The sequence below is a fragment of the Tenacibaculum sp. HL-MS23 genome (assembly GCF_032463465.1).
Classification (GTDB): Bacteria; Bacteroidota; Bacteroidia; order Flavobacteriales; family Flavobacteriaceae; genus Polaribacter; species Polaribacter bernardetii.
This window is the reverse complement of sequence record NZ_CP135989.1, coordinates 884,523-898,117: the sequence shown is the minus strand read 5'-3', so window position 1 is coordinate 898,117 and position 13,595 is coordinate 884,523. Positions and strand designations below refer to the sequence as shown.

Sequence of the window (13,595 nt, the reverse complement as noted above, 5' to 3'; positions counted from 1 at the left end):
ATATAGAGTAATGCAAAGTTTTAGAACCGAAATAGAAAACCCAATTGTAGAAAAAGATATTCTAGAATTAGAGAGAAAAATCCAACTTTTTAAAGAAGGAAAAATAGACGAAGAACGTTTTAGAAGTTTACGTTTGGCAAGAGGAGTTTACGGTCAGCGTCAATTTGGAGTACAAATGATTCGTATAAAATTACCTTACGGTAAAGTTACTAGCGAACAATTGCATAGAATTTCAGACGTTTCAGATGAGTACTCTCGTGGAAGATTACATATTACTACAAGACAAGATATTCAAATACATCACGTAAGTTTAGATAGAACGCCAGAATTATGGGCGCAATTAGAAAAAGACGATATTACTTTAAGAGAAGCTTGTGGAAATGCAGTAAGAAATATTACAGCATCAGAAACTGCGGGAATCGATGTAAACGAACCTTTTGATGTTTCGCCGTATGCAGATGCTACGTTTAAATTCTTTTTAAGAAACCCAATTTGTCAAGAAATGGGACGTAAATTTAAAATGTCTTTTTCGGGTACAGATGATGATACAGCAATTAGTTTTATTCATGATTTAGGGTTTATTGCAAAAATAAAAACTGAAAACGGAGTTACTAAAAAAGGATTTAAAGTGTTGTTAGGTGGTGGTTTAGGATCGCAACCAAGACATGCTGATGTTATTTACGACTTTTTAGAAGAAGACGTATTAATACCAACAATTGAAGGTGTTTTAAGAATTTTTGATCGATTTGGAGAGCGTGCAAAAAGAGCAAAAGCAAGGTTAAAGTTTTTAGTTAAAGAATTAGGTGTTGAAGCTTTTTTACAATTAGTTTCTGACGAAGTTAATGCTTTAGAGAATAAAACATTTAAGGTAGATACTACCGAGTTTGAACAACCAATTGTTTTTCAAGATATCGAAATTCCTTCAGTAAAAATTGAAGATGAATCAGCGTATAAAAAATGGAAAGAAACCAATGTAATCAAACAAAAACAAGAAGGTTTATTTGCAATAGGGCTTAAAATTCATTTAGGTGATTTTTACACACCAAAAGCACGTTTGTTAGCAGATTTAGTTAAAAAATATGCAGCAAATGAAATTCGTTTAACCTTACGTCAAAACATTTTAATTCGCCATGTAAAAGAAGCATTATTACCATTTTTTTATGTTGAGCTACAAAAATTAGGTTTTGCAAAATCAGGGTATAATTCTACAGCTGATATTACAGCGTGTCCAGGTACTGATACTTGTAATTTAGGAATTTCTAGTAGTACAGGAATTGCTGTTGAGTTAGAAAAAGTATTAGAAGAAGAGTACCCAGCATATTTAAACAATAAAGAAATAGCTATTAAAATTAGTGGATGTATGAATGCATGTGGGCAACATAATATGGCACACATTGGTTTTCAAGGAATGTCTATAAAAGTAGGCGCTTTACAAGCACCAGCATTACAAATTTTAATAGGTGGCGGTATTTTAGGTGATGGAAAAGGGCGTTTTTCTGATAAATTAGTTAAAGTACCAAGTAAAAGAGGTCCAGAAGCATTACGTATTTTATTAAATGATGTAGAGGCAAATCAGCAAGAAAATGAAACCTTTTTAGCGTATTATGATCGTCAAGGAAAAACATATTTTTATGATTTGTTAAAAGGATTATCTGATACATCAAACTTAGCGCCAAGTGATTTTATTGATTGGGGACATTCAGAAAATTATGTAAAAGCAATTGGAGTAGGTGAATGTGCGGGAGTTGTAATTGATTTAATAGCAACACTTTTATTTGAAAGTGAAGAAAAAATTACAAATTCAGAAGAAGCATTAAAGGAAGGTTTATTTTCTGATAGTATTTATCATTCATATACATCTTTGGTTAATACAGCAAAAGCATTATTAATTGCAGAAAATGTAAAAACAAATACACAAGCAGGTATTATTACTAGCTTTCAAGAGCATTTTATAGCTACAGATAAAGTTAGTTTAGAGACCAGTTTTGAAGATTTTGTATATCAAATAAAGAAAGAAGCACCAACAAAAATATTTGCAGAGAGCTATTTAAACGATGCGAAAGCATTTTATAAAAAGATTGATGCTTATAGAAAAACAGCAGTAAGTAATGTATAATAAGATTCCGAAATTAACCGTTGTTGGCGCTGGTCCAGGAGATGTAGATTTAATTACGCTAAAAGCTATTAAAGTTTTAAAAACTGCTGATGTTGTTTTATATGACGCCTTGGTTAATGAAGAGTTATTAGATTTTATAAACCCGAATGCAGAATTAATTTTTGTAGGAAAACGTAGAGGTTGTTATAAATATCAACAAGAACAAATAAATGAGTTGATTGTTGAAAGAGCAAAAACTCATGGGCATGTAGTTCGTTTAAAAGGCGGTGATCCTTTTATTTTTGGAAGAGGTGCAGAAGAAATGGAGTTTGCAGCAGCTTTTAATATAGAAACAGCAATGGTTCCAGGTATTTCATCTTCTTTAGCAGTACCAGCATATCAAAATATACCTGTTACAAAACGTGGAAGCGCAGAAAGTTTTTGGGTAATTACAGGTACAACAAAAGAACATAAACTATCTAACGATGTAGCTTTAGCAGCAAAATCTAAAGCTACAGTAGTGGTGTTAATGGGAATGGGAAAATTAGCTGAAATTGTAGCATTATTTCAAAAAGAAGGTAAAAATGAATTACCAGTAGCTATAATTCAAGACGGAACAACTTCTAGAGAGAAGGTAGGTATTGGAACTGTAGATACTATTTTAGATATTGTAAAAGAAAATGAGCTAAGTAACCCTGCAATTATTGTTTTAGGCGAAGTTGTAAAACATAGAGAAGCTTTAAAAAAGGCAAAAGAAGAATATTCAAGAGAGTTAATAGCTGTATAATGGAACAAAACGAATTATATCCAATTTTTTTAAAAACCAAACAGTTAGAAACACTTATTGTAGGAGGCGGTTTTGTAGCTTTAGAAAAATTAACGTTTTTATTAAAATCAAGTCCGAATTCTAAAGTAACAATGGTTTCTACTTTTTTTAGAGAAGAAACAGAAGCGTTAGCAAATAAGTTTGATATAAAAATGATTAACATTAAATATGATAGCTCTTTTTTAAAAAATAAACACATGGTTATTGCAACAACAGACAATGTTGATGTAAATGTGCAAGTTTATAGAGACTGCAAACAAAGGAATATTTTAGTAAATGTAGCTGATAACCCACCATATTGTGATTTTTTTATGGGAGGTATTGTAACAAAAGGAAATGTGAAAATTGCAATTTCTACCAATGGGAAATCACCAACTACGGCAAAAAGATTACGACAATTCTTTGAAGAAATAATTCCAGAAGACATTAACGAATTAGTTCAGAATTTAAATAAATATAGAAAAACAATTAAAGGGAGTTTTGAAAATAAAGTAGTACAGTTAAATCAATTAACAAAAAGTTTAATAAGTTAAAAGATTACAACTTTTATAAAATAAGAAATAAAAGAGTTAAAGTTCGTTCCTATTTCACAGGGATAATACGATTACCAATGATACATACAGATATATTAATTATAGGAGCAGGTCCTACAGGATTATTTACCGTTTTTGAAGCAGGATTGTTAAAATTAAAATGTCATTTAATAGATGCGTTACCACAAGCAGGTGGGCAGTGTTCAGAAATATACCCTAAAAAACCTATTTATGATATTCCAGCATATCCAGAAATTTTAGCAGGAGATTTAACTGATAAATTAATCGAACAAACAAAACAGTTTAAACCTGGTTTTACTTTAGGAGAAAGAGCAAATACCATTGAAAAACAAGAAGACGGAACTTTTATCGTAACGACAAATAAAGGTACAAAACATCAAGCACCAATAGTCGCTATTGCAGGAGGTTTAGGTAGTTTTGAGCCACGTAAACCACCGATTCCTAATATTGCTGATTTTGAAGATAAAGGAGTTGAGTATATTATTAGAGATCCAGAATTATATAGAGATAAAAAAGTAGTAATATCAGGAGGAGGAGATTCTGCTTTAGACTGGTCAATCTTTTTATCAGACGTAGCATCTGAAGTAACGTTAATTCACCGTAGAAATGAGTTTAGAGGAGCTTTAGATAGTGTAGATACAGTGCAAGAGCTAAAAAACTTAGGAAAGATTAATTTAATAACTCCGGCAGAAGTAAAAGAAATTTTAGGGAATGAACATGTTACTGGTGTTACTGTAGAGAAAAAAGGAGAAGAACCTTTTATTGTTGATACAGATCATTTTATACCATTATTTGGTTTATCACCAAAATTAGGACCTATCTCAAATTGGGGATTGGAGATAGAAAAAAATGCCATCAAGGTTAATAATGCTTTAGACTACCAAACAAATATTCCTGGTATTTATGCTATTGGTGATGTAAATACATATCCAGGAAAATTAAAATTAATTTTATGTGGATTTCATGAGACAACCTTAATGTGTCAGAGTGCTTATAAACGTATTCATCCAGATAAAAAATATGTAATGAAATATACTACTGTAGGTGGAGTTGAAGGTTTTGACGGAACTAAAAAAGAAGCACCAAAAGCAGTTGTAAAAGCGATTCAATAAAACGATTTAATAATAATATAATGTCAGATATCAACATAAAAATAACAGATAGAGAAGGAGTGCTTCACGAAATTTTAGCGCCTACAGATATGGCAATGAATTTAATGGAAGTAATTCGTTCATACGAATTAGCAGAAGAAGGTACTGTTGGTGTTTGTGGTGGTATGGCAATGTGTGCTTCGTGTCAATGTTATGTGAAATCTGAACATGAACTAACAGAAATGGGAGTTGATGAAGATATGATGCTTGCAGAAGCTTTTTATGTAAAAAACAACAGTCGTTTAGGTTGTCAAATTCAAGTGAAGCCAGAATTAGAAGGATTAGAAGTTGAATTAGCACCTGAAATGTAATATGTCATTGAATAATTATACGCTTACTTTAAAAGATACAGTAGAAGAGTTTACAAAGAAATTATTTTACGCACTTTTTGATGAGATTTATTATCAAGAAAATATAAATGAGATAGCGGAATTGTTTTTTAAGATAACAGAAAAGTTACAAGTAAAAGATAGAACTACTATTTGGAGTATATATAAAACAACATTCAAAGAAATAAGACAAAAATTAAATTTAGATGCAATTGCTTTTGAAAAAACAGACCCTGCAGCAAAATGTTTAGCTGAGGTTTATTTAGCATATCCAGGCTTTCATGCGATAGCAGTGTACCGTTTAAGTCATCAATTAGTGAAATTAAACATACCTATTTTACCAAGAATGATGAGTGAGTACACGCATGGGGTAACAGGTACAGATATTCATCCAGGAGCAACTATAGGGGATTCTTTTTTTATAGATCACGCTACTGGAATTGTTATAGGAGAAACTACTTTGATAAAAAATAATGTTAAGATATATCAAGGAGTAACGTTAGGAGGTATTCAAGTTAAAAAGAGTTTAGCAGAAACAAAAAGACACCCTACAATAGAAAATAATGTAACTATTTATGCAAATGCTACTATTTTAGGAGGTGAAGTTGTAATAGGTGAAAATAGTATAATAGGAGCTAATGTATGCGTCACTGAATCAGTGCCACCGAAAAGCTTAGTAATCTATCAATCAGAAAATAAAATTGTTTCACTAGAAGAAAAATAAATTATGAAAGCAAAAAAAATAACCGACTTTGTAGGGAATACACCTTTAATAGAGGTAAGTAATATACTTAGTAAAAAAGGAGTGCGCTTGTTTTTAAAACTAGAAGGCAACAATCCAGGAGGAAGTGTTAAAGATAGGGCTGCTTATAATATGATTTTTGAGGCCTTAAACCGAAGAAATATAAAAAAAGGAGATCATTTAGTAGAAGCAACTAGTGGAAATACAGGAATCGCTTTGGCATTTATATCAAAAGTACTAGGGTTGCATATGACATTGGTAATGCCAGAAAATGCTACAGAAGAACGAATAAAAACAATGAAGGCTTACGGAGCTGAAGTTTTATTAACATCTAAAGAAGAAGGAATCGAAGGAGCTAGAGATTTAGCACAAAAGTTACGATATAAAGAAGGGTACTTTATGTTGAATCAATTTGAAAATAATGATAATTGGAAAGCGCATTATAAAACCACAGGACCAGAAATTTGGAAAGATACTGAAGGGGAGGTAACTCACTTTGTATCAGCTATGGGAACTACAGGAACCATAATGGGAGTTTCTACATATTTAAAAGAACAAAACCCAAATATTCAAATTATTGGAGCACAACCATCTGATGGTTCAAGAATACCAGGAATTAGAAAATGGTCAGAAGAGTATTTGCCAAAGATTTTTGATAGATCAAAAGTTGATGAAATTATTGAGGTAAGTGAAAATCAGGCAAGAAATCAGGCACGTAAATTAGCGAGTCAAGAAGGTGTTTTTGGAGGAATGAGTAGTGGAGGTGCTGTACATGTTGCGCTTCAAGTTGCAGAGAAAATAGAAGAAGGTATTATTGTCGCAATTATCTGTGATATTGGTGACCGATATTTATCTTCTAATTTATATAATTATTAAAAAATGGTATAAAAACAAAAAAAGTTTGTTTATTTGTGCTTTAGTTCATTAATTTAATATGAATGTTATCAAGAAAGGTGGAGGGATTAGACCCTATGAAACCTTAGCAACCCTTTGTGCAAACAAAGAAGGTGCTAAATTCTACTTAAATACTAATTCAACAGTACTTAAGAGAGATAACGGAAAGAACTTTCCTCTTTTCCTGATAACTTCTACAATACAATATCAGGAATGCCAAACATTTATAAAGAAATACAAAAACGTATTCTCGTGCTCGATGGAGCTATGGGAACGATGCTTCAAGCCTATAAATTCACAGAAGCAGATTTTCGTGGAGAGCGTTTTAAAGAATATCTAACACCATTACAAGGAAACAATGATTTATTGTCTATAACACAACCTAAGGCAATTAAAGAAGTACACGCAAAATATTTTGAAGCAGGTGCTGATATTGTAGAAACGAATACCTTCTCAGGAACTACTATTGCAATGGCCGATTATCAAATGGAAGATTTGGTATATGAACTAAATTATGAGTCTGCAAAAATAGCAAAAGAAGTAGCAGATGAGTTTACGGCAAGAGAACCCCGCAAGCCAAGATTCGTAGCAGGTTCAATTGGTCCAACAAATAGAACTGCAAGTATGTCTCCAGATGTTAATGACCCTGGTTATAGAGCGGTTACTTTTGATGAATTACGTATAGCCTATAAACTACAAGTTGAAGCTTTGATAGATGGTGGTGCTGATCTTTTATTAGTAGAAACTGTTTTTGATACATTAAATGCTAAAGCAGCTTTATTTGCAATAGAAGAAGTAAAGGATGAACGTAAAATTGACATTCCAATAATGCTAAGTGGTACGATTACTGATGCCAGTGGCAGAACTTTATCAGGACAAACAGCCGAGGCATTTTTAATTTCGGTATCTCATATCCCGCTATTATCCGTCGGGTTTAATTGTGCATTAGGAGCTAATTTATTACAACCACACTTAGAGGCAATTGCATCAAAAACAGCATTTGCAATTTCTGCGCATCCCAATGCAGGATTACCCAATGCTTTTGGAGAATACGATGAAACTGCAGAAGAAATGGCAGATCAAATTGAAGATTATTTGAAGAAAGGTTTAATCAATATTATAGGTGGATGTTGCGGAACAACACCTGAGCATATTTCTGCAATTGCAGAATTAGCAGCTAAATATCAACCAAGAAAATGCAAATAAAACAAGATAAATATTTAAAACTATCAGGTTTAGAACCTTTAGTTTTAAATGAAAACAGCAATTTTATAAATGTTGGAGAACGTACAAATGTTGCAGGATCACGTAAGTTTTTACGATTGATAAAAGAAGAGCGGTTTGATGAAGCATTAGCCGTTGCAAGACATCAGGTAGAAGGAGGAGCGCAAATTATTGATATTAATTTTGATGATGGTTTAATTGACGGAAAGGAAGCAATGGTTCGTTTTTTAAACTTGATTGCTGCCGAACCAGATATTTGCAGAGTTCCATTAATGATTGATAGTTCGAAATGGGAAATTATTGAAGCAGGTTTACAAGTCGTTCAAGGAAAATGTGTTGTAAACTCTATTTCTTTAAAAGAAGGAGAAGAAAAATTTATTTGGGAAGCAACTCAAATAAAACGTTACGGAGCAGCAGTAATTGTAATGGCATTTGATGAAGTTGGTCAAGCCGATAATTATGAAAGAAGAATTGAAATAGCAGAACGTTCTTATAAAATATTGGTGGAGATTGTCCACTTTGCATCCGAAGATATTATTTTCGATTTAAATATTTTTCCTGTAGCAACTGGGATGGAAGAACATCGAAGAAATGCATTAGATTTTATTGAAGCAACACGTTGGGTTCGAGAAAACTTACCAAATGTAAGTGTAAGTGGAGGAGTAAGTAATGTGTCATTTTCATTTAGAGGAAATAACACGGTAAGAGAAGCAATGCATTCTGTTTTCTTGTATTATGCAATTCAAGCAGGAATGAATATGGGAATTGTAAACCCGGCATTGTTGGAGATTTATGATGATATTCCGAAAGATTTATTAGAACATATTGAAGATGTAGTTTTAGATCGAAGAGATGATGCTACTGAACGTTTATTAGATTTTGCTGAAACGGTAAAAGGCGTTAAAAAACAAAATGAAACAAAATTTTTAGAATGGAGAAGTTTTTCTTTACAAGAAAGAATTACACATTCTTTAGTGAAAGGAATAGATGAATTTATTATTGAAGATGTAGAACAAGCAAGACAAGAATCTGAAAAACCAATTCAGGTAATAGAAGGTCATTTAATGATTGGAATGAATGTGGTTGGAGATTTATTTGGTGCAGGGAAAATGTTTTTACCTCAAGTTGTAAAATCAGCTCGTGTAATGAAAAAAGCGGTAGCGTATTTAAACCCATTTATAGAAGCAGAGAAAGGAGAAAAACAACAAGCTTTAGGTAAAGTTTTAATTGCTACAGTAAAAGGTGATGTGCATGATATTGGTAAAAATATTGTTTCGGTAGTTTTAGGCTGTAATAATTATGAGATTGTAGATTTAGGAGTTATGGTTCCGCCAGAAAAAATTATTGAAGCTGCCAAAAAAGAGAATGTAGATATAATTGGTTTATCTGGCTTAATTACACCTTCGTTAGATGAAATGGTGTATTTAGCAAAAGAAATGGAGCGTCAAGATTTTTCAGTTCCTTTATTAATTGGTGGAGCAACAACATCAAAAGCACATACAGCAGTAAAAATAGATACGCAATATAAAAATGCTGTAGTGCATGTAAATGATGCTTCAAGAGCAGTTACTGTTGTAAGTGATTTATTAAATAAAGAAACAAGTAATGCTTACGTAACGAAATTGAAAAAAGATTATGATGAGTTTCGTGAAAAGTTTTTAAAGAGAGGAAAAGCTAAAGCATATGTTTCTATAGAAGAAGCCCGTACAAGAAAGTTTAAAATAAATTGGGAAACTACATCGATTATAAAGCCTAAAGAATTAGGAATTCAAACATTAGAACAAGTAAGTTTAAAAGTGTTGCTGCCGTTTATTGATTGGAGTCCGTTTTTTAGAAGTTGGGATTTACACGGTAAATATCCAGATATTTTAACTGATGAGGTAGTTGGGGAACAGGCAACGCAATTGTATGAAGATGCGAAAGTGATTTTGGATAAAATAATTACGAAACAATTATTAAAGCCAAAAGCAGTATTTGGGCTGTTTGAAGCAAATACAATTAATGATGATGATATTTCTATTCAGAAAAAAGGGGAAGAAATTGCTGTTTTTAGAACCTTACGTCAACAACTAAAAAAGAGAGAAGGAAAACCAAGTATTGCTTTGTCAGATTTTATAGCACCAAAAGAAGCTGAAAAGCAAGATTATATGGGAACATTTTGTACGGCTATTTTTGGAGCAGACGAACTAGCAAAAACATATAAAGAAAAAGAAGATGATTACAATGCAATTATGGTACAAGCAATTGCAGATCGTTTTGCAGAGGCATTTGCAGAATATTTACACCATAGGGTTAGAACTCAACATTGGGGATATGCAGCTGATGAAACATTATCAAATGATGAATTAATAAAGGAAACTTATAAAGGTATTCGTCCTGCACCAGGTTATCCTGCCTGTCCTGATCATTTAGAAAAAGAAACGATTTGGGATTTATTAAAGGTTGAAGAAAAAATAGGAGTAACACTAACAGAAAGTCTAGCCATGTGGCCCGCAGCAGCAGTTTCAGGATATTATTTTGCAAACGAACAAGCCAAATACTTTGGGTTAGGTAAAATAACTAATGATCAAATACTTGATTTTTCAAATAGAAAAGGTATCTCGTTAGGAAAAGCTAGAAAGTGGCTGCATCCAGTGATAGCTGATAACTAACAAATAACTAAAAATATAAAAACGAGCGTGTTTAATTAACAATAAGTTATAAATTAGATAAGATACAGGCAAAGAAACAGCAGTAATATTGAAGTATAATAAAACTAAAATAAAAACAAATGAAAAAGTATCGTTTAGAAATTAGGTTTGTAGTTCAGTTGCTAATAATGTTTGCAGTATCATTATTTGCGGCATCATTTATATAGTTAAATACGCCTTTATAATAACTTTATGAAGGTAACAGAACATATTAAAAAAGCAAACGGAAAAACATTATTTTCTTTTGAAATAATTCCGCCAAAAAAAGGAAATAATATTCAAGATTTATATAATAATATAGATCCGTTAATGGAATTTAATCCACCTTTTATTGATGTAACAACATCTAGAGAGCAACATTTATATATTGACAAAGGAAACGGATTATTGGATAGAAAAATAACCAGAATGCGACCAGGAACAGTAGGTATTTGTGCGGCAATAAAACACAAATATGATGTTGATACTGTACCGCATGTTTTGTGTGGAGGCTTTACAAAAGAGGAAACTGAGTATTTATTGGTTGATTGTCATTATTTAGGAATAGAGAATGTGATGGCTTTGCGTGGTGATGCGATGAGTCATCAACGATACTTTGAAGCGAGTAAAAATGGCCATCAATATGCAATAGAGTTGGTAAATCAAATTGAAAATTTAAATAAAGGGAAATATCTACACGAAGTAATTGAGGCAAACCACAAAGCAGATTTCTGTATAGGTGTTGCGGGTTACCCCGAAAAACATTTAGAATCACCATCGTTACAAACCGACTTAAAGAGGTTAAGAGAAAAAGTTGATGCAGGTGCTGATTATGTAGTAACTCAAATGTTTTTTAACAATCAAAAATATTTTGAATTTGTAAATGCAGCTAGAGAAATAGGAATTACAGTACCTATTATTCCAGGAATTAAACCAATCTCGGTAAAACGCCATTTACAATTGTTACCACAAGTTTTTAAAATAGATTTACCAGAAATATTAATTAATTCGTTAGATAACTGTAAAAATAACAAAGAGGTTAGGCAAGTTGGTGTAGAATGGTGCATTGAACAATCTAAAGAATTATTAGAAGCCGGAGTGCCGCTATTACATTATTACTCTATGGGTAAAAGTGATAATATCAAGGCAATTGCAAAAGCATTGTTTTAAATATATATAATTTTTAGAAGCGAAAAGTAGTTTAAAGATTATTTAATTCATTTAAAATTAAATCACAACCTTCGTTAATTTCTTCATCAGAAATAGTTAATGGAGGTGTGATTCTAATGGCGCTTCCTTCAAAAAGTAACCAAAATAAAATTAAGCCATTCTCTAAAGAGTTTAAGATAATCTTTGACGCAATTTCAGGAGATTCAACTAATAAGGCCAACATTAATCCACGTCCTCTAATTTCTTTAATAGCAGAATGATTTTTAAACTTATTCCTAATTAATTTTTCTTTTCTTAATGTTTCTTCAATGAGGTTTGTTTCGGTAATTTCCTTTACGGTTGCTAAACTAGCACTAGCAATAATAGGATGTCCACCAAAAGTAGTAATATGCCCTAATTTCGGATTTTCTTTAAGGCAACTCATCACATCAAAAGAAGCAATAAAAGCGCCAATTGGCATTCCGCCGCCTAAACCTTTACCGGCTATAATAATGTCAGGAACAACATTGTAGTTTTCAAATCCCCAAAATTTACCAGTACGCCCGACACCGGTTTGAATTTCATCTAAAATTAATAAAGCCCCAACCTCTTTACAACGTTCTTTTACTTTTGATAAATAATCGTTTTTAGGCACTATAAAACCTGCACCACCTTGAATAGTTTCTAAGATAACACCTGCTGTTTTTGTAGTGATTTTATTTAAATCTATTTCATTATTAAACTCAATAAATTTAACACCAGGAACTAACGGGCGAAAAGCACGGTTTTGTTGTTCTGCTCCACAAACGCTCATAGCTCCTTGGGTATTACCATGATATCCGTTTTTGGCAGCTATTATTTCACTTCTTTCTGTAAAACGTTTTGCTAGTTTTAAAGCTCCTTCAGTTGCTTCTGTTCCTGAATTAACCAAATAAACAGCAGATAAATTTTCAGGTAACGTATTCGCTAAAGCCTTGCAAAGTTCTAACTGAGGTTTCTGAATAAATTCTCCGTACACCATAACATGTGTATAGGAATTTAATTGATTTTTTATAGCGTCGTTAATTTTTGGGTGATTATGACCCAAACTATTTGCGGAAACTCCGGCTACAAAATCTAACATTTTTTTTCCGTTAGCATCGTATATATAACTTCCGTTAGCATGAGAAATTTCAATAGCTAAAGGATGAGGAGTTGTTTGCCCTTGATATTTTAAAAAATCGTTTTTCACTAATTCTTGTTATTTTATTTTTTTTGATTTTAAAGAAGGCTTCAGTTTTACTGATTTTTTCAAATCTTGTCTTTTTACAGTTTCTTTTAAGAACTGATTTTTAGCTTTTTTTACTGCAGAATTATTTTTTTCAGGAGAAGTGATATTAGTCGTTTTATCTTTAATAAAAATGTCTTCAACTGTTTTTGGCTGTTCATCTTCTCGCCAAATAAAACCTTTAAATTTTTTTCTTCAGAAGGGAATTCAGAAGGAGGAAATGTTTTTCCTTCAGATTTTTTAAAGTACTTTGTTTGTATAATTTCGTTATTTTCTAAAGTAAACTCAATATCACTAGCTATTTCTTTTGTTATTGTTTCTAATAGCTGAGATTCATCATTTCTATTATAATACAACGATTCGGCGTTTCCTTTAACAAGCATTGTTCTCAGATCATTTTCTTGAAACTTACCATAAATATTTCGTCCTTTTATTTGATTATAATCATCATCAGATAAGGAATCTTTCTGAATCATAAAGGCGTTTTGTAAGACTCTTAAAGAATCAAGTTTATTTGTTTTTTTATCAGTAATAAAATGAATACTATCACCGGTAATTTGACTTTTACCAGACCATAAAACAGGATTGTTAAACATTCTTGTAAGTCCTGTAGTTTGACTTGTGTGAATAGAATCACATTTTCCTTGTAAATCAGATTTAAATATTTTCACATTCTTGAAAATTCTAACAATTCT

General features: G+C 31.9%; 12 protein-coding genes and 1 riboswitch. Of the genes, 10 read left to right on the top strand and 2 right to left on the bottom strand.

Annotation, left to right across the window (positions count from 1 at the left end):
• Positions 1-10 precede the first annotated feature (10 nt).
• From RRF68_RS04120 to metF, 10 genes are all read left to right on the top strand, one after another.
• Complete coding sequence (locus RRF68_RS04120) at positions 11-2,116, top strand: nitrite reductase (RefSeq protein WP_315945109.1); 2,106 nt, start codon at positions 11-13, stop codon at positions 2,114-2,116.
• Positions 2,109-2,882 carry a uroporphyrinogen-III C-methyltransferase gene (gene cobA, locus RRF68_RS04115; protein ID WP_064967288.1) on the top strand — a complete coding sequence of 258 codons (774 nt, stop codon included), beginning with the start codon at positions 2,109-2,111 and terminating at the stop codon, positions 2,880-2,882. Before RRF68_RS04120 ends, cobA begins: the two co-directional genes overlap by 8 nt.
• On the top strand, positions 2,882-3,454 hold the full coding sequence (locus RRF68_RS04110; protein ID WP_315945108.1) for a bifunctional precorrin-2 dehydrogenase/sirohydrochlorin ferrochelatase: 573 nt from the start codon (positions 2,882-2,884) through the stop codon (positions 3,452-3,454). Before cobA ends, RRF68_RS04110 begins: the two co-directional genes overlap by 1 nt.
• Positions 3,455-3,531: 77 nt before the next feature.
• Positions 3,532-4,587 carry an NAD(P)/FAD-dependent oxidoreductase gene (locus RRF68_RS04105; protein ID WP_315945107.1) on the top strand — a complete coding sequence of 352 codons (1,056 nt, stop codon included), beginning with the start codon at positions 3,532-3,534 and terminating at the stop codon, positions 4,585-4,587.
• Between the two features lie 20 nt (positions 4,588-4,607).
• Positions 4,608-4,937 carry a 2Fe-2S iron-sulfur cluster-binding protein gene (locus RRF68_RS04100; protein ID WP_218772284.1) on the top strand — a complete coding sequence of 110 codons (330 nt, stop codon included), beginning with the start codon at positions 4,608-4,610 and terminating at the stop codon, positions 4,935-4,937.
• 1 nt (position 4,938) lies between these two features.
• Positions 4,939-5,679 (top strand): serine O-acetyltransferase EpsC, encoded by a 741-nt coding sequence (gene epsC, locus RRF68_RS04095; RefSeq protein WP_218772285.1) that lies wholly within the window; start codon positions 4,939-4,941, stop codon positions 5,677-5,679.
• A gap of 3 nt (positions 5,680-5,682) precedes the next feature.
• Positions 5,683-6,573, top strand: coding sequence for a cysteine synthase CysM (gene cysM, locus RRF68_RS04090; RefSeq protein ID WP_275316170.1), 891 nt, complete (start codon positions 5,683-5,685; stop codon positions 6,571-6,573).
• A 62-nt stretch (positions 6,574-6,635) separates the two neighbouring features.
• Positions 6,636-6,756, top strand: a riboswitch (SAM riboswitch).
• A 48-nt stretch (positions 6,757-6,804) separates the two neighbouring features.
• Positions 6,805-7,797, top strand: a complete 993-nt coding sequence (locus RRF68_RS04085) for a homocysteine S-methyltransferase family protein (protein ID WP_315945106.1) — start codon at positions 6,805-6,807, stop codon at positions 7,795-7,797.
• A complete protein-coding gene (gene metH, locus RRF68_RS04080; RefSeq protein WP_315945105.1) occupies positions 7,788-10,466 on the top strand; it encodes a methionine synthase in 2,679 nt (892 codons plus the stop codon). The genes RRF68_RS04085 and metH overlap by 10 nt, the downstream gene beginning before the upstream one ends.
• Before the next feature lie 231 nt (positions 10,467-10,697).
• Entirely contained in the window at positions 10,698-11,654 is a 957-nt protein-coding gene (gene metF / locus RRF68_RS04075; RefSeq protein WP_315945104.1) for a methylenetetrahydrofolate reductase [NAD(P)H], read from the top strand.
• Positions 11,655-11,685: 31 nt separating this feature from the next.
• On the opposite strand, the gene RRF68_RS04070 is transcribed toward metF, so the two are convergent.
• Both RRF68_RS04070 and RRF68_RS04065 read right to left on the bottom strand, forming a co-directional pair.
• Complete coding sequence (locus tag RRF68_RS04070; RefSeq protein WP_275316175.1) at positions 11,686-12,864, bottom strand: aspartate aminotransferase family protein; 1,179 nt, start codon at positions 12,862-12,864, stop codon at positions 11,686-11,688.
• Between the two features lie 110 nt (positions 12,865-12,974).
• Entirely contained in the window at positions 12,975-13,571 is a 597-nt protein-coding gene (locus RRF68_RS04065) for a hypothetical protein (protein WP_315945103.1), read from the bottom strand.
• Positions 13,572-13,595 lie beyond the last annotated feature (24 nt).